The organism is Variovorax sp. FW305-3-2-15-B-LB1 (genome assembly GCF_058787635.1).
The window spans coordinates 31590-48683 of the sequence record NZ_JBYSZY010000047.1 but is presented as its reverse complement, the minus strand read 5'-3'; the positions used below and the strand labels follow the sequence as shown (position 1 = coordinate 48683).

General features: G+C 68.7%; 11 protein-coding genes. 5 read left to right on the top strand and 6 right to left on the bottom strand.

The genetic code is table 11. The features are described from left to right. The first annotated feature begins 116 nt into the window (after positions 1 to 116). The 5 genes from AC3WQR_RS24015 to AC3WQR_RS23995 are packed head-to-tail and all read left to right on the top strand — an operon-like array spanning position 117 to position 4724. Positions 117 to 506, top strand: a complete 390-nt coding sequence (locus AC3WQR_RS24015; protein ID WP_062473535.1) for an S-adenosylmethionine decarboxylase family protein — start codon at positions 117 to 119, stop codon at positions 504 to 506. Between the two features lie 14 nt (positions 507 to 520). Further along, a complete protein-coding gene (locus tag AC3WQR_RS24010; protein WP_492744109.1) occupies positions 521 to 1249 on the top strand; it encodes a nucleotidyltransferase family protein in 729 nt (242 codons plus the stop codon). After that, complete coding sequence (locus AC3WQR_RS24005; protein ID WP_492744107.1) at positions 1246 to 2190, top strand: hypothetical protein; 945 nt, start codon at positions 1246 to 1248, stop codon at positions 2188 to 2190. The genes AC3WQR_RS24010 and AC3WQR_RS24005 overlap by 4 nt, the downstream gene beginning before the upstream one ends. Positions 2191 to 2196: 6 nt before the next feature. Then, positions 2197 to 3588, top strand: a complete 1392-nt coding sequence (locus tag AC3WQR_RS24000) for an aminopeptidase P N-terminal domain-containing protein (RefSeq protein ID WP_492744104.1) — start codon at positions 2197 to 2199, stop codon at positions 3586 to 3588. Next, on the top strand, positions 3585 to 4724 hold the full coding sequence (locus AC3WQR_RS23995; protein WP_492744100.1) for a hypothetical protein: 1140 nt from the start codon (positions 3585 to 3587) through the stop codon (positions 4722 to 4724). Before AC3WQR_RS24000 ends, AC3WQR_RS23995 begins: the two co-directional genes overlap by 4 nt. 36 nt (positions 4725 to 4760) lie before the next feature. Here AC3WQR_RS23995 and AC3WQR_RS23990 read toward each other — a convergent pair whose 3' ends face one another. The 6 genes from AC3WQR_RS23990 to AC3WQR_RS23965 all read right to left on the bottom strand — a co-directional run bounded on the left by AC3WQR_RS23990 (position 4761) and on the right by AC3WQR_RS23965 (position 16985). Beyond that, positions 4761 to 5099, bottom strand: coding sequence for a DUF3325 domain-containing protein (locus tag AC3WQR_RS23990; RefSeq protein WP_319358189.1), 339 nt, complete (start codon positions 5097 to 5099; stop codon positions 4761 to 4763). Continuing rightward, complete coding sequence (locus tag AC3WQR_RS23985) at positions 5099 to 6748, bottom strand: PepSY-associated TM helix domain-containing protein (protein WP_492744098.1); 1650 nt, start codon at positions 6746 to 6748, stop codon at positions 5099 to 5101. Before AC3WQR_RS23985 ends, AC3WQR_RS23990 begins: the two co-directional genes overlap by 1 nt. Continuing rightward, positions 6745 to 7053: a DUF3649 domain-containing protein gene (locus AC3WQR_RS23980; RefSeq protein ID WP_420906996.1), complete on the bottom strand. Its 309-nt coding sequence runs from the start codon at positions 7051 to 7053 to the stop codon at positions 6745 to 6747. The genes AC3WQR_RS23985 and AC3WQR_RS23980 overlap by 4 nt, the downstream gene beginning before the upstream one ends. A 149-nt stretch (positions 7054 to 7202) precedes the next feature. Continuing rightward, positions 7203 to 8555 carry an esterase-like activity of phytase family protein gene (locus AC3WQR_RS23975; RefSeq protein WP_492744096.1) on the bottom strand — a complete coding sequence of 451 codons (1353 nt, stop codon included), beginning with the start codon at positions 8553 to 8555 and terminating at the stop codon, positions 7203 to 7205. A 75-nt stretch (positions 8556 to 8630) separates the two neighbouring features. Beyond that, positions 8631 to 10940: a penicillin-binding protein 1C gene (gene pbpC / locus AC3WQR_RS23970; RefSeq protein ID WP_492744093.1), complete on the bottom strand. Its 2310-nt coding sequence runs from the start codon at positions 10938 to 10940 to the stop codon at positions 8631 to 8633. Positions 10941 to 10973: 33 nt separating this feature from the next. Beyond that, the gene (locus AC3WQR_RS23965; protein ID WP_492744091.1) at positions 10974 to 16985 is read right to left on the bottom strand and encodes an alpha-2-macroglobulin; all 6012 of its coding nucleotides are present in this window, start codon (positions 16983 to 16985) and stop codon (positions 10974 to 10976) included. Positions 16986 to 17094 lie beyond the last annotated feature (109 nt).

Here is a 17094-nt window from a genome sequence, read left to right as displayed (position 1 = left end):
GGGGATACGGGAGAACCCGAGATTTTACCGGGCGAGCCGCGCCCGGCCTCGATACAGGGCCAACACCCCGCTGATGCTCTCTTGTGTCGCAGGCCCGGCTGCTAGAGTTGCCCCCCATGCAAGGGCTGCACCTCACCGCCGATCTCCACGACTGCCAATGCGGCCTCCAATGGCTCACCGACGGGCGCGCGCTCGGCGAGGTCTGCACCAAGGCCGTGGCCGCCGCCGGGCTGCAGGCCGTGGGCAAGCTGGTCCACGGCTTTCCGGCCACGCCGCAGGGGCCGGGCGGCGTGACGGCCACGCTGCTGCTGGCCGAATCGCACCTGTGCATCCACACCTGGCCCGAGCAGCGCGGCGTGACGCTCGACGTGTACGTCTGCAACTTCGGCGCCGACCACTCGGCCAAGGCGCATGCGCTGATGGCGTGCCTGGTGGCGCTGTTCCAGCCCCGCCACAGCGAACGCAACGAACTGCAACGTGGCCGTGTGGCCGGGTCGGTGCAGTGATGGCGGTGCGCGCGATGATCCTGGCCGCCGGCCGCGGCGAACGCATGCGGCCGCTGACCGACGCCACGCCCAAGCCCCTGCTCGAAGTGCGCGGCAAGCCGCTGATGCAGTGGCCGATGGAAGCACTGGCCGAGGGCGGCTTCACCGAGCTGGTGGTCAACACCGACTGGCTCGGCGCGCAGGTTGCCGCCCGGTTCGGCGCGCGCCCTGTGCTGAATGGGCATGGCGCGCTGTCCATTTCGTATTCCGACGAGGGCCGCGACTTCGGCGGCGCGCTTGAAACAGCCGGCGGCATCGTGCGCGCGCTGCCGCTGCTGGGCGAGGTGTTCTGGGTCGCGGCGGGCGACGTGTTCGCGCCGGGCTTTCGCTTCACCCAGGCCGCGGTCGACCGCTTCCTGGCCAGCGGCAAGCTCGCCCACCTGTGGCTGGTGCCGAACCCGGCGCACAACCTCAAGGGCGACTTCGGCCTCTCGGGCGACGGGCTCGCGCTGAACCAGGCGGCCGACAAATACACCTTCTCGACCATCGGCCTGTACCGCGCCGCGCTGTTCGCGCCGCCGTATTGCGACATCCCGGCCGGCAACCCGGGCGGCGCCAAAGCCCCGCTGGCACCGATCCTGCGCGTCGCCATGGACAACCAGCAGGTGAGCGCCGAGCTCTACACCGGCGACTGGACCGACGTGGGCACGCCGCAGCGCCTGCAGCAACTCAACGCCGGGGTCGCGCCGGCAGCGGGCGCATGACGCTTGCGCCGCTGCCCGACGCCCTGCGCCTGCTGCCGCAGCGCCTGCAGGACCTGGCCCTGGCCACCGCCGCCGAACGCAACGACGGCGCGCCCGAAGACCCGCTGACCGTGCCGCTCTACGTGAGCGACTTCACGCGCCTGAGCCTCGCGCCCATGCGCCAGGGCTGGCACGTCGAGTACTTCGGCGACACCTGGGGCGACGCCTTCGACGAAACCCTGGCCTGCCTGAGCCGCCAGGACGTGGCCGACTGCATCACCTCGCTGTCGTTCAGCGGCCCCGACAGCGGGGCGAACGGCTCGCGCGAATGGATGTTCACGCCGCTGCTCGAGAGCCCGGTGATGTTTCCCCGCCTGCGCTCGCTGTTCATCAAGCCGACGCAGCCGGAGGACCACAACCAGTCGCTCGTCTGCACCAGCGACGGCATCCTCGAGGAAGGCGGCGACATCGCGCGCTGGGTGCGCAAGACGCCGCACCTGAGCGAACTGACGGTGCCGAACGCGCCGAACGCCGACTTCTTCGCCGTGCCGCTGCCGCAACTGAGCAGCCTGTGCGTCGGCGCCCATTTCGACACGCAGCACTTCATCCGCCACCTGGCCGCCGCAACGCAGCTGCCGGGCCTCAGGCTGCTGGATTTTTCCGAATCCACCGAGCAGCAGATGGCGTGGCCGGCCGACCGGACCCCCGGCGGCATCACGGCCTTCGAAGACTACGAGGCCTTGCTGCACAGCCCCGTGGGCGCGCAGTTGCGCGTGCTGAGGCTGCGCAACACCTGCCTCGACCTGGCCCAGCTGCAGCAGCTGCAGGGCGTGCGGCAGCGGCTGCAATTCATGGTCATCCAGTCAACGATCGGCGGCTACGTCAGCCACTTTGCGCAGGATGTGTTCCCATGGCGGCATCTGGTACCCGCGGACCCCGGACTTGCACCGTATCGAAAGTGAAATCCCATGCTCAATGACACCACGATCTACGCCGAGCGCCGCGCGCGCCTCGCTTCGCAACTGGGCAAGGACGGCATCGCCATCGTCCCGACCGCGCCCGAGCGCCAGCGCAACCGCGACAGCGACTTCCTGTTCCGCCACGACAGCTACTTCTACTACCTGACCGGTTTCACCGAGCCCAACGCCTGGCTGGTGCTGGCGGGCGACGGCCGCGCCACGCTGTTCTGCGCACCGAAAGACCTGGAGCGCGAGATCTGGGACGGCTACCGCCTCGGCCCCGACGCCGCCCCCGCCGCGCTGGGCGTGGACGAGGCCTTTTCGGTGAACGACCTCGACGCCAAGCTGCCGAAGCTGCTCGAGAACCGCTCGACCGTGTGGTTCCCCTTCGCCACCCACAAGGGCCTGGAAACCCGCATCGACGGCTGGCTGCAGTCGGTGCGGGCGCGCGTGCGCTACGGCGCGCTGTGCCCCGAGGAGCAGCGCGACCTGTGCGGCCCGCTCGACGAGATGCGCCTCGTGAAAGACGCGCACGAGCAGGACATCATGCGCCGCGCCGCGCAGATCAGCGCCCGCGCCCACATCCGCGCGATGCAGCTGTCGGCGCGCATGCTGCGCGAGGGCAAGGACGTGCGCGAGTACCACCTCGACGCCGAGCTGCTGCACGAGTTCCGCCTGGGCGGCTCGCAGTACCCGGCCTACGGTTCCATCGTCGCGGCCGGCGCCAATGCCTGCGTGCTGCACTACCGCGCCGACGCCGCGCCCGTGCGCCAGGGCGAGCTGGTGCTGATCGACGCCGGCTGCGAGCTCGACGGCTACGCCAGCGACATCACCCGCACCTTCCCGGCCGACGGCAAGTTCAGCGGCCCGCAGCGCGCGCTGTACGACCTGGTGCTGGCCAGCCAGGACGCCTCGGCCGCCGCCACCAAGGCCGGCAACCGCTTCAACGACCCGCACGACGCGGCCGTGAAGGTGCTGGCGCAGGGCATGCTCGACCTGGGCCTGCTCGACGGCAACAAGGTCGGCAGCGTCGACGACGTGATCGATTCGCGCGCCTACTTCCAGTTCTACATGCACCGCACCGGCCACTGGCTGGGCATGGACGTGCACGACTGCGGCAGCTATGTCGAACCCACGCAGGTGGGCGAGGTGAGCGAGCGCAAGGACCCGCTGTCCAACGAACTCATCAAGAACCGCCCGAGCCGCATCCTGCACCCGGGCATGGTGCTGACGCTGGAGCCCGGCATCTACGTGCGCCCCGGCGAGGGCGTGCCCGAGAAATTCCACAACATCGGCATCCGCATCGAGGACGACGCGATCGTCACGGCCACGGGCTGCGAACTGATTTCGCGGGGGGTGCCGGTGAAGGCGGATGAGATCGAGGCGTTGATGCGGGGGTGAGCACGGTCCGCAAGCGGCTCGCCAGGCTGGTGGACGACCGCCCGCCGTATTGGATGCAGCAGTGGCTGCTGCATCACAAGGAATCGGACCGGTTCGATGGACGTGAGTACCGCATCTACGACGTCCACGCGTCCAAGGGGCCGCCACTGTCCTCGGTCTGCGCCGAAGGCGTGATTTCGCGGATCAGCGATACCGCACTGGAATTGCGGGAGCCCGAGTCCGTCGTGTCCGCCTATGCGGTCTGGTTCGGTCTGCTGATGGCCGCGCCGCTGGTGGCCTTGCTGTTCCATGTAGACATACCCCAGACGATCATGGGCACGCTGATCGCGCTCTGGTTGATCGGCGTGACGCTGTACGCCGTGATTTTCGGCGCGCGCTCGATTTTTTTGACCTTCAGGGAGGTGCTGCGCCCCTCGCCGTTGAACGTCGGGATTCTGTGCGACCGGCGCAACCAAAGGCTGTGGTGGCGCGAGGGAGGGAAGGACCGCTGGGTCGCGTGGGACCGCATCCGTGTCGCCCATCGCAAGGGATGCCCCGCGACGCAGACCTCCGAAGACTTGCGTCTGCTGATGCTGAACAAGGACGATGCCCTCGTCACCACCGTGGAGCAGGGCACGGAGCCATTGACGTTGCCGCTGCCGAGCTGGGGCTTCGGTCATCGATGCACGCAATCGCATGAGAACGAGACGTGCAAGGCCGTCGTCGATTTCATCGCGGTGTTCATGCGTCACGGCCCCGAGCAATTGCCCGCCACCCGCTGGCGGACACCGGAACACGACCGCGAACGCCTGTTCCTGGACCTGGCTGGCACCCTGAATTTTTTCGCCGGGCCTCGTGCGCATGCATCAAGACCGTTGCGCGCCTTCTGCGCCGTGTTGATGGCACTGGCCGCACCGCTCCTGCTGCCACCGCAATGGCTGCATGCGCTCGCCGAATTTCGGCGTCGGCCGAGCGAATGGTCGGAAGCCACCCTGCAGGCGGTCGGGATCGATTCGCCGACGACCCGCCTGGCCGTGCCCGCGGGCAGCCGGCCGTTGCACGCGCCGCTCGATCAGGAGCAACGCGCTCTGGCGTGGATCTGGATCGCCACCGCCTTCGCGACCTACCTCATCGTGGGTTGGAAGAGCGTCCACTGAGTGCGCGGACGGGTGCGGGTCCGGATGCCCGCGCGATCACAGGCAGAACAGCAGACTGAGAAACGCAACGCCCCCTGCTGCAGACGCGATCCAGTGAAAGCGATGCGGCAACCCGCTCAACAACCCCACCGTCGCCAGCGCCGCCGCGGTCAGCGCTCCGAGCCACAGCACCCATCCCACCGACCCGCCCGCCGCCTCCAGGCTGGCCCACAGCGACAAGCACAGCAGCGCCGTCCCGCCGAGCTGCAGCCAGCGGCGCCAGGCGCCCGGCGTGCTGCCGCGGCCGAAGACGTCTTCGCTGTGACGGTCCATCGCGAGGCTCAGCGCGCAGAAGCCGGCCAGCGAGGCGGCGAACACCAACCCGAGCAGCGGCATCACGACCCCTGGCCCGACGCAGCGAGCTCGGTCGGCGGCGGCTTGACGGCTTTCTTCGGCGCGGCCAGCGCCTTGCGACGCTTGCGCTCCACCAGCCAGGTCGCACCCGCGAGCCCCAGGCCGAGCGCAATCGCCACGAGGTCGAAGCCCGCCACCGAACTCGGGCCGGTGCGCAGGCTCACGGTGAGCGGCGCGGGGCCGGTGAAGGCGTTGAGCACCGGCAGCAGTGCGAACAGCAGCGCGCCAAGCGCAAGCTGCGCCTGCCACATGCGCAGGGTCGGGCGCAGCAGGCCCAGCACGGCGGTGGCGCCCCAGACGATGAAGAACCAGCGGATCTCGGCCTCGTTGCGGCCGGCCACGTCGACCGGCAGCAGGCGGTTGGCCCAGAAGAAGGCGGCCATCGCCACGGGCAAGCCCGCGATCGCGCCGAGGTTCAGGCCGTCGACGAGCCGCAGGCCGACGCCGATGCGTCCGCCCTGCTTGAGGGTCTTGGCGTATTTCTGGCGCTCCTTCACGGCCCACAGCAAGAGGCCCGTCGCCACCATCAGGCAGCCCGCCAGGCCCGACACGAAGAACAGCGCGCGCAGCAGCGGATCGGCGAAACGGCCGATGTGCAGGCCGTAGAGCACGCCGCGCGTTTCGGCCGCGGCCTTGGGCACGTCGCCGAAGCTGCCGATGAGCGCGCCGGTCGTGCCGTTGAACTGCATGCTGGGCTGGTCGTACGACAGGTGCCGGCCTTCGGCCCGCGTGAGCGAGACCACGGCGTTGGCGTCGTTGGGCTGGTGCACCACGATGCGGCCCACGGGCGCGCCGTCCCAGTGGGCCGTGGCCTGCGCCACCATGGGCGCGAGGGGCGCCAGCGCGGCCTTGGTGCCCGAGGCCTTGATCTGCGTGCGCACGCCACCCGGGAAGGCCTCGGCGAAGAAGGTGTCGTTGCCGCCGTGCGCCTTGTAGGCCACCTGCGGCCCCCACGGCATGTACATGAACATCAGCGTGACCAGCCCGGTGTAGGTGATCATGGCGTGGTACGGCAGCGCGAGCACGGCGGTGACGTTGTGCGCGTCGAGCCACGAGCGCTGGCCCTTCTTCGGACGGAAGGTGAAGAAGTCCTTGAAGATGCGCTTGTGCGTGACGATGCCGCTGACGATGGCCACCAGCATGAACATCGCGCAGAACCCGACGATCCAGCGTGCCCAGAGCGCGGGCATGTAGTGCAGGTCGAAGTGCAGGCGGTAGAAGAACTCGCCGCCGCGCGTCTCGCGCGGCGCGGTGATCGCCTGGCCGGTGGCCGGATCGAGCATGGCGCGGTCGAAGCTGCGGCGCCGGTCCACGGGCGGCGAACCGGGTGGCGGCGGCGGCTTGGCCCACAGCAGGCTCACGCCGGGCTCGCGCTCGGTGGGCAGGGTGATGAACCAGCGCGTGGCATCGGGCGCGTGGCGCTGCATGAAACCCAGCGCGTTGTCGGCGGCCACCGGCTGCGGCACCGTGCCAGGCGTCACGGCATGCAGCTCCGGCTTCATCCAGAAGGTGATCTCGTCCTTGAAGTACGAGGCCGTGCCGGCCGCGAACACCATGAAGAGCACCCAGCCGACCAGCAGGCCCGACCAGGTGTGCAGCCAGGCCATCGACTGACGGAATCCTTCCTTCATGCGGCACCTCCGCCGCCCTGGGTCCACAGCAGCAACAGCAGGCCCTGCAGCGCCGCCGCGATGGCGAGGCCGGTCCAGGCGCGCCACGCCGAGCGCGCGGCGAAGACCCACATCACGGCCACGGCGTAGACGAGGAAGGAGGCCAGCGTGCCGGTCAGCGCGGCTTCGCTGCGCGCCATGCCGAAGAGGACGGGCAGGCCCAGCGCGAGCACGGCGGCCGACAGCGCGGCGACGCCGTAGCCGCCCGCGATGGCGGCGACGGCCCGCGACGCGACGCCCATCCGGTAGCGGAGGCCGGCGCTCACGACGGGCGCCGGACGACGTGCGAGGTCGTTCGGAAATTCATGGGACAGAGGGAGAGAGGAAACCTGGAGAATGAGAATCATACTCATCTTCTCGGTTTTTCTCGCCCCCGCCCATCCCGCGAGCGGGGCCTTGAAAGACGCGCGGCGCCTTACTTCGCCTGCAGCAACGCGCCGGCTTCGAGCAGCACCAGCTCGTTGTCGTCCGCCTTGTTCGGCTCGCGGCTGCTGGAGAACGGCAGGTTGTTGTCGTTGCCGACCACGATGTGCGTGGCGTCGACCACGTCGACGTTCTCGATGGTGAAGAACGGGAACTTCAGCACGCCATCGTTCAGCGGCTTGCGCGCGAGCTTGTTCGGGTCGGCGATGTTCAGCAGGTCGATGTAGCCGATCTTGCGCACCGCGCCGCCCACGTTCGCATCGCTCAGCTCGACCTTGTAGACGCGCTTGAACTTCGCGATGTCGTGGAAGCAGTCGGTGCGCTTCTGGCCTTCGGGGCAGGCCTTGTCGCTCGTGCCTTCGCCGTTGTCGCGCTCGATGATGAGGCCGGTGGTGCCGTCGATCATGTTGAAGTCGCCGATGGCGTGGCCGTTGGCTTCGAGCACGTACTTCCAGTGGCGGCCCGTCCATTTTTCGGACGCCACGTCGAACTCCAGCACGCGCAGCGCTTCCTTGCCGTCGACCTTCTCGTAGTCCTTGGCCTCGGCGTTCCACACCGGGCCTTCGAGCAGCGCGTAGAGCTTGCTGCCGTCCTTGGACGACGCCATGCCTTCGAAGCCCTTGGAGCGCTTGATCTGGAAATCGACCGCGCCGCCGGGCGCGCCCGGCGTGGTGACCGCCGGATGGTCGGGCGAGCGCACGGCCTTGCCGTCCACCTGCGTGTCGAACACCGCGAGCACCTTGCCCTTCAGGTCGGCCTTGATCAGGAAGGGGCCGAACTCCTCGCCGATCCACAGCGCGCCGCCGGCGAACTGGAAGCTCTCGGGATCGAAGTCCGAACCCGTCAGGTAGCGCTGCTTCGTGCCTTCGTGAACGATGCGGAACGGCACCTTCTTGTCGGGGTCGTGCAGGAAGATGGTGTTGATGCGATTGAACTTGCCGCTCTTGAAGTCCACCTTGTAGTGGTTCAGGTAGAGCATGAAGTCGGGCGAGTTGGCCTTCGCGCCGGCGCCGTTGTCGGTGAGGATCCAGAACGTGCCGTCGTCCATCTTCTTGATGCCCGAGTGCCCTTGCAGCGGCTGGCCCTTGAAGGGCACGGACACGCCGGTGCCACGGCCGGCCGAGAGGCCTTCGACGGTGCCCAGCGCCTCGACGCGCTTGCCCGAGGTGAACTTGCCGCTGACCTGCAGATCGGCCGGCGCGTCTTTCGGTGCGGCGACGAAGCTCTGCGCGGATAGCACGGCGTGGCCGGCGAGCGTGGCGGGGAAGGCGGTCTGTGCGGCCGCGCCACCGCAGGCGAGTGCGGTGGCCAGGGCGATGAAGGAGAGGGAGGCGAGACGCGTCATGGGCAGAAGAAAGGTTTCAGTCGAAACGCGAGACCATGCCGATTGCGCGTGACGGCGCCGTGACATCCACCGGCTTCAAGGTGCGATGTCCACCGTCACTTCGCGCGACTCGGCGCGGCCCTGGTCATCGACCGCACGCAGCACGTAGCGCCGGCCTGAATCGGCCATGTCCGGCATCCAGGTGATGCCTTCGCCGGGCGCGGCCTTGCCGACCAGGGCGTCATCGGTGAACCAGTAGATCGTCTGCGTGCCCGCCGCCGCTTCGGCGCGCAGCACGAGCGGCTCGGGCTTCTTCACACGCAGCGTGTGCCGCACGCCGCGCAAGGGCGAGGTGATGAGCGGTGCCGTCTCCGAGGCCTCGCCCTTCTCGCAGCCATCGGTCGGCAGGCTCGCGCGCGGCAGGCCCGCCTGGCGGAACAGCCGCCGCATGTCGCTGCCCCATTGCTCGACCACCTGCTGGCGCGCGTTGGGCTGCGGCCCGCACACCACCTTGCCGGTGGTTTCATCGACCCACACGGCGCGGTGCAGGTTGCTCACCTGGATCGGCGACTTGCCGGCGATGAACCATGTCGTGGTGCGCACCGGGCACAGCGCATCGGGCAGCCCGCCCGTCGCGGTGCACACCTGGACCTGGCGCAAGTCCGCCGGCTGGCGCGTCGCGATCTCGCCGGGATCGAGCCGCTCGGCGCGCAGCGCATCGACCATGCGCAGGAACAGCGGCGCGGCCGCATCGACGCCCACCAATGCGGGGTTGCTCGTGCCATCGAAGTTGCCGACCCACACCACGAGCACATGGCGGCCGAACACACCCGCGGTCCACGCATCGCGAAAGCCCCACGACGTGCCCGTCTTCCATGCGATGGCGGGGCGCGCGGGCAGCGTGGTGTCGGGGCGCGGCGTGTGGCGCAGCATGTCGAGCGTGATGAACGAGGCCTCTTCGCTCAAGAGGCGAAGCGGCTGCACCGGCCGCTCGTCGGGCGCGGGCTGCGTGTAGCGCAGCGGCTGCGAGATGCCGCCGTTGGCCAGCGTGGCGTAGAGGCCCGCGAGCTCCTCGGGCGTGACCTCTCCGCCGCCCAGCACCAGCGCGAGGCCGTAGTGCGATTCGCTCTGCAGCTTCTGCACGCCCGCGAGCCGCATGAAGTCGTAGAGCCCCGGCTTCGACAGCTTCGCAGCGACGGCCACCGCTGGGATGTTGCGGCTGCGGATCAACGCGTCCTGCGCAGGCAGCGGGCCCGCGAAGCGATGGTCGAAGTTCTCGGGCGTGTAGGGGCCGAAGGAGGTCGGTGCGTCCTTCAGCATGGTCTTCGGATGCAGCAAGCCCTGGTCGAGCGCGAGTGCGTAGACGAAGGGCTTGAGCGTGGACCCCGGCGAGCGCTTGGCCTGCGTGCCGTTGACCTGCCCCGCGATGGCGTCGTTGTGCCAGTCGGCCGAACCGATCAGCGCGCGCACCTGCATGGTCGAGGCGTCGAGCAGCAGCGCGCTCGCATTGGTCATGCCCACGTCGGCGTGCGTGCGCAGGTACTGGCCCATCACGCGTTCGAGCGTGGCCTGCATGCGCAGGTCGATGGTGGTGCGAACTTCCTGCACACCGCGCTCCTGCGCGAGCAGCATGTCGGTGGCGTGCGGCGCGAGAAAGGGGAGGCTGCCGCGCGACTGTGCCGAGAGCGCGAGCTGCGCATCGGGCGCATGCTGCTTCGCGGTCGGATCGCGCTCGGCCCACAGCGCCCACAGGCGTTCGCGTGCCGACTGCAGCTCGGCATTGCGGCCGCGCTCGGCAATGCGCTTGACCGGGTTCTGCGGAATCACCGCGAGCGTCAGCGCCTCGGGCAGGCTGAGCTTGGCGGCGTCCTTGCGAAAGTAGATGAGGCTCGCGGCCTGCACGCCTTCGATGTTGCCGCCGTAGGGCGCGGTGTTGAGGTACGCCTCGAGGATCTCGCGCTTGCTGAAGCGCGCTTCGAGCCAGAGCGCCGCGCCGATCTGCGCGATCTTGCCCATGGCCGTGCGGCTGTCGATGCCGTAGACACGCCGCGCCAGCTGCATCGTGAGCGTCGAGCCGCCCTGCCTGCGCTCGCCGCTGGCGATGCGCCACGCGCTGCGCACGAGCGCGGCGGGGTTGACGCCGGGGTGCCCGTAGAAGCGGCGGTCTTCGTACAGCAGCACCGCATCGACCAGCGTCGGCGAGATGCGGTCGAGCGGCACCCAGAGGCGGTATTGCTCGTCGCTTGCGAGGGTGAGGCGCAAGAGTTCGCCACCCTGCGCGTACACGGCGCGCGAGCTGCCGACGGTTTCGCTGAGGGGCGCGTGCGGCCAGAGACGCAGCAGCGCAAGCGGGACGGCCACCGCCAGCGCCCACAGCGCGGGCTTGCGCAGCCTTCCCAACTTCACGCTGAAGCGCATGACGGCCCCCGCTGCCTTGCGTCAGTTCGCGACGACCTGGAAGCGCGCACCCGCCGAGCGCGAATACACGCGCCGGTCGTACATCGCCTCGCCATACGCCGCAGGCACCACGAAGTCGCCGACGTTGGTGGCCCGCGCCTTGTAGGTCACTTCGAGCAGGTTCTTGTCGACGGCGCCGTAGAACACCACGCGGTCTTCACGGATGTCGGCGTACTGCACCTTCCACGAACCGCCGCCACCGAGGCGCTTTTTCCAGATCGGCGCATCGGCATTGGCTTCCTGGTCGTCGCCCACGGCCTGCAGCACCGGCTCCAGGCCGCCGGGCAGCAGGTCGACCAGCGCCACATCGTTGAGCTGTGCGCGCTCCAGGCTGCGCACGCGCACCCGCACGGTGACTTCTTCGCCGAGCCTGGCCTTGGTGATCGGGTTGCCCTTGGCATCGAGCACTTCATGGAAGATCTCCAGGCCCTGGTTCACCGGCGTGGCGGGCACGTTGCGCTCGAAGCCCTGTTCGGCCCAGCTGTAGTACAGGTTGAAGTCGCTGTCGTTCGACAGCTTGAGCCTGGCCGTGCCGGCGGGCACCGCGGCACGCGTGATCGGGTTCACCGAGCCCAGCGCGAGTGCCGCGGCCTGCCCTTGCGCGTTGACGCTCTGCGCCGTGAGCTTGCCCTCGGCGTTCTGCGCCACCGCTTCGAAGTACGCATCGACCGCGAGCAGCATCGAGGCCGACGACAGGCTGTTGTACCAGCCGTCGCGCACCATCGCGCCCATGCCTTCCCACACTTCGGGCTTCAGCGTCTTCAGGCGCGAAGGGAAGTGGCGGCCCACCAGGTGCAGCGTCATGCTGTCGTGCACCAGCGGGTCGTAGTAGGCGCCCCACACGTTGCGGCGCTGCTTCTTCTCGGTGCGCGCGAGCAGGTCGGACCACACCGGGTTGAGCAGCTCGTTGGCCACTTGCTCCTGCTTCACGAGCTGGTAGCTCGCGGCGAGGTACACGGCGCCCAGGTCGTCGCTCCAGCCTTGCGTCTGCTTGTTGCGCCACGCTTCGCGCAGGTTGGCCAGTGCGGCCGGCGCGATGATGCCCTGGCGCGTGAGCAGGTAGGCCGCCTGCGTGCGCTGGCGCCAGCCGTCGAGCGAGGTGTCGCCGCTGCCGAGCCAACCCTGCAGATAGGTGTTCGCCTTCTGCAGCAGGTCTTGCGGCACGGGCAGCTTGTGGTCCTTGGCTTCGATGAGCAGGTGCACCGCGTAGAGCGTGGCGAAAGCATCGGTGCCCGCGCCAGGCCACAGCGAGAAGCCGCCGTCGGCCGTCTGCCGTGCGCGCAGCTGCACGAGGTAGCGCTCGAAGGTCTTGCGCGCCTCGGGCATCGGGCCCTGCTCGGGCGTGCGGCCGCGCGCCATTTCCTTCACCAGCTCGGGTCGGCCCGACAGCAGTACCGCCGGGAAGGTCTGGCTCGTGATCTGCTCAGTGCAGCCGTGCGGGTAGACCTCCAGGTACTGCATGAGGCCGGTCGCGAAGGCCCACGGCGCGGCGGACACCGCCACATCGCTCTTGCGGAAGTTCGGATACAGGTCGGCCTTGCTGCTCAGCTCGCCCGCGCGCTGGAAGCTGCCCGCCTGCACCAGCGTGACGAACGGCGACGCAGGCCGCACGCTCACTTCGGTCGAGAGACGCGCGCTGAAGGTCTTGTGCGTCGAGGTGAACACCAGCGCAGAAGAACCCAGCACCGCCTGCTCGCCCGGCTTGGCGCGCACGTTGAACCTGGTGCTCGCTTCGCCGCGCTCGTTGACCTTGAGCGTCTGCGTCGCATCGCCCACCACTTCGAGCCCGCCCGAGGCGGTGAGCGTGAGCGCAATGGGCACGTCCTTGCCCGAGCCCACGATGTTGTTCGCGAGGCCCACGCCCACTTCGACCGTGTCGCCGGGCGCCATTGCGAGCGGCGCGTTCGGCAATATCACCATGTCGCCGCGCACCACGGTGCGGGTGCTCTTGGCGGCGGTGGTCTCATCGTTCACCGCGACGGCCATCACGCGCAGGCTGCCGTTGAAGCTCTCGGGCACGGTGTAGCTGAACTCGCGGCTGCCGTTCACATCGACGAGACCCGACCAGTACGCCACCGGCTTGTCGCGCTTGCGCTTGAACGGATTCAGGTGCTTGCCGAGCTCGCCTTCACCATCACCGCCGGGGGCGGCGCCCTGCATGAGCTTCTTGAACTCCGGCAGGATCAGGTCGAGTGTCTGCAGGGTGCCCACTTCGAGCGCCCGCTTCTGGAAGAAGTGCTTGAGCGGATCGGGCGTCTTGTAGCGCGCCACCTGCAGGATGCCTTCGTCCACCGCGAACAGCACGGCGCGCGTGGGCTTGTCGCTGGTGAGCTTCATCTTCACCGTCTGCCCCGGCTTCACGAGTTCGCTGCTGGTGAGCTGCAGGTTCGCGGTGCGCTTGGCCAGGCTGGTGGCGAAGGGCACGACGCCGTACGACAGCGGGCTCATGTAGACCTCGTCCGAGGCCGGGTCGCGCACGAAGTGCACGTTGATGTAGCCGGTGCCCTCGAAGTCCTTGGGCAGCACGATCTTCTGCACCGAGGCGGTCTTGTCGGTCTTGAACCATGCGTGGGCGTAGACCTTGTCGCGCTCGATGGTGATGAGGCCCGCGCCCACGTACGGCGCGCGGATGCTCACTTCGATCTCCTGGCCCGGCTCGTAGTCCTTGCGGTCGAGCGTGAGCTGCAGCTCGGCGTTGCGGTCCAGCGAGCGCGAAACGTTGGCGTTGCCCGCCACGCTGTACTCGACGCGGTTCAGCTCCAGCCCGCCGGCATTGCGCACCACGTAGGCGAAGTTGCCGGGCGTGGAGGTGTTCAGCGCGATGGTGTTGCCGGCCGCGACGATGGCCAGCGGCTTCTCGTCGATCACGATTTCCTTCTTGCGCGATTCGTAGCGGTAGAGGCCGTTGTCCTGCTTCACGAGCACCGACAGCACCTTGCGCTCCACGCGCTCGATCTTCAGGGCGTCCACGGCCGTCTTCTTGGCCTGCGGGTCGATCGCGATCACGGTGGCATTGCGCGCAGCGCCCTTGCTCACGTAGCTGGTGTCGCCATCGACCTTCACGCCCACGAGGTAGGGCATGTCGCTCACCAGCGTCTGCGCCTCGGCCGAAACGCTGCGCCCGCCCTCGGGCTCGAAGGCCTTGGCGAGCACGTGCACCTGGTACGTTGCCGCATCGAAGCGCGAGAGGCGCAGGTCGAACTCGGCCTTGCCCTCGGCGCTGGTCTGCACGCTGCCCAGGTCGTCGACCTGCTTCTCGGTGGCGCGCTGCGGATCGAAGAAGGCGTAGTCGGCGAACGCGCGGAACACCGGGAAGGCCGGGCTCAGCGTGAGCGTGCCCTCGACCTTGCGGTCGGGCGCGGGCGTGCCGAAGAGGTTCTGCACGTCGATGAGCGCCTTCAGGTCCTTGGGCCTGACCCAGCCTTCCGCCACTTCGCTGCTGAGCTTGGCGACGACCTTGGTGCGGTCGGGCAGGAACTCCTGCACCTTCACCGTCGTGCTGCCGATGAGCAGGCCCTGCACCTCGGGGTTGCCGGGCGAGGATTCGCGCGGCAGGTAGAGGTTGACGGTGTAGTTGCCGGTGGGCGAGGTGTCCTGCGTGGCGTGGGCGATTTCCGCCGCGCCGCCGGGGCCGAGCTTGAGCTTCTCGCGGCGCACGCTGAGGCCGCGCGCGTCGATGATCTCGGCCTCGAGCGGCAGGTCGCGCAACGACGTGGCCCAGTTGCCCGCCTTGACCATCAGCGCGATGTGCATGGTGTCGCCCGGGCGGTAGATGCCGCGGTCGCTGAACACGTAGGCGGTCATCTGGTTCGGCACGCCGGCCGCGCGCAGGCCGCCGACGTCGAAGCGCGAGATGTCGAGCGTGCGGTCGCTGCGGTTGAAGGGCAGGAAGCTCAGGTCGCCGTCCTTGCGCACGACCAGCACCACGGGCGCCTTCTCGCGCTGGTAGCCGACAAGGTTGGGCAGCTTGGCGGCGCCCGTGGCATCGGTGGATTGCGATGCCACGATCATGCCGTTGCGGCCCCACACCTCGACCAATGCGCCTGCCACCGGCTGGCCGTTGGCGATGCTCTGCACGAACACGTCGCGCGTGCCGTCGAGCGACTTCTTGGCGACGATGCCCAGGTCGGTGACGAGCACCAGGCGCTGGTCCTTCTGGTCTTCGGGGTTGCCGCTTTCGGGGTCGCCTTCGCCCTCGTACTGTTGCTGTTCTTCCTGTTGTTCCTCTTCGGGCTGCGCCTGCGTGGCATCGCCTTCGGCCTTCTTCTTGGCCTTGGGGTCGAAGCCCTGCACCTTGAGCAGGAACACGCCGCGGCGGTCGGCCACGTCGCTGCGCAGGTACTCGGCGAAATCGACGGTCTCGTAGTGCGCCTTGCCGGCGGGGATGCTGAGCGGAATCTCCTTCTGGAAACGGTCGACGAGGTTGTCCGACTGCAGGCCGCCGTTGAACTGCGGATGCGCGAAGTCGCCGTTGGTCTGCGTGACCAGGTGCTGCAACTGCTGCGGCAGCAGGCGCCCGATTTCCAGGCGGATGCCGGGCAGGTCGCGCACCAGGATCGGCAGCTTGCGCTCGCCCGAAAGTGCGAGCAGCGAGCCCTGGCTCATGATGGTGAGCTCGGGCGCGAAGGTCTTGAGCAGGCGCACGTCTTGCCGCGCCGCGCCGAGCTGGTAGCCGCCCGGCGTCTTCAGGCCCTTGGCCACGCGCACCAGCAGGTAGCGACCGCCCTCGGCTTGCGGGAGGCGGAAGCTGACCATCTCGGTCACTTCGCGTTCGCTGGCGATGGGCTGCAGATTGATCTTCTTCGCGCGGCGCAGCACCGCGTCGGTGACCTTCGCGGGGTCGGCGGACCAATCGAACTTTTCTTCGGGGTCGCCCTTGGCTTCTTCCGTGGCGGGCAGCAGCCAGGTCTGCACCACGCGCGCCATTTCGCGCTCGTGCACCGGCATCGAGGCCGTGACGTGCATCACATGCTCGGGCTCGCCGTTCTCGCCCGTGACGATGGTGGGGTCGATGCTCGAGATGTCGAGACTGAAGAGGCCGGGGATGTCGACCGCGCGCGAGAGGTCGCTGCGCTGGCCGGGGCCGCCCTTCTGCGCGACCGCGCCGGAGGTGAGGCTGAGCACCACGGGGCGCGTCTTCTCGGGAATGGGCAGCGGCTCGGACTGGAGGGTGGCGGTGAGGCGCAGCTTGTCGTAGCTGACGGTGAACTTCTCGCTCGCGCATTTGCCCACGCTGAAGATCGAGGTGCCGCAGGCCTGGTCATAGGTCAGCACCAGGCGCTTTTCGAACTCTGCCGTGTTCACGGGGTGCGAGAAACGCACCTGGAAGAGCGCGCGCCGCACGTTGGCCTGCACCGGGTCTTGATAGAACTCCGCGCCCGCGATGCGCGCGCTGAACTCGGGCGAGGTGAACTCGTACTTGCGCTGCTCGATCTCGATGTGCGGCGCGAGCGCGTCCTTCGCCAGCTGCACCTTGTAGGGCTGGCCGACCGGCCAATCCTGCGCGGGAAGGAACTCGAGCTTCTTCTGGCTGCTCCACGACCAGCGCCCGGCAATGGCCGGCTCGATGGTGACGCCGGTCGCCTCCTGGCCGATGCGCGCGATGGGCGCGACCGAGGCGGAGAAGTTGATGACGACCGGGTTGGGCCCTTTGTCGTTCTCGATCTGCGTGCGCGGCGGCGGCACGATCTGCGCGGTGGAAACGACGGGCTCGACGCGGTCGGGCGTGAGGCCGTGCCACCACTTCAGCAGCTGCGGGCTCGCGAACCAGCCGGCCAGCACCAGCAGTGCCAGCAGCACCACCCAGGCCAGCCGTTGCTGCAACCACTGCAGCCCGAAGAGAAGAAAGGCGCCCACGATGCGCAGCCACCCCGGAGGTCGCCAGGAACCGATGAGTCCGCGTGCCAGCGGACGCAGGAACCCGAGCACGCGGCCCAGTCCGGTGAAGAGCACGTCGCTGAGCGACGCGAGTTTTCGATTGGCAACTTGAAGCATGGACGCTCCCCCGATGTTTTTGTTGGCGCCTGACAGTCTCTGCCCGGTCTGTGAAGCCATGGCGCTGTGTGTGAAGTCTGCGTGAAAACCGCACAGGGCCCGCGCACCG

Excerpts from the sequence above, each read along its gene's own strand:
- AC3WQR_RS23965 (WP_492744091.1), bottom strand. The coding sequence starts at position 16,985 with ATGCTTCAAGTTGCCAATCGAAAACTCGCGTCGCTCAGCGACGTGCTC.
- AC3WQR_RS23985 (WP_492744098.1), bottom strand. The coding sequence starts at position 6,748 with ATGAAGGAAGGATTCCGTCAGTCGATGGCCTGGCTGCACACCTGGTCG.
- AC3WQR_RS24000 (WP_492744104.1), top strand. The coding sequence starts at position 2,197 with ATGCTCAATGACACCACGATCTACGCCGAGCGCCGCGCGCGCCTCGCT.
- AC3WQR_RS24015 (WP_062473535.1), top strand. The coding sequence starts at position 117 with ATGCAAGGGCTGCACCTCACCGCCGATCTCCACGACTGCCAATGCGGC.
- AC3WQR_RS23975 (WP_492744096.1), bottom strand. The coding sequence starts at position 8,555 with ATGACGCGTCTCGCCTCCCTCTCCTTCATCGCCCTGGCCACCGCACTC.
- AC3WQR_RS24010 (WP_492744109.1), top strand. The coding sequence starts at position 521 with ATGATCCTGGCCGCCGGCCGCGGCGAACGCATGCGGCCGCTGACCGAC.
- AC3WQR_RS24005 (WP_492744107.1), top strand. The coding sequence starts at position 1,246 with ATGACGCTTGCGCCGCTGCCCGACGCCCTGCGCCTGCTGCCGCAGCGC.
- AC3WQR_RS23990 (WP_319358189.1), bottom strand. The coding sequence starts at position 5,099 with ATGCCGCTGCTCGGGTTGGTGTTCGCCGCCTCGCTGGCCGGCTTCTGC.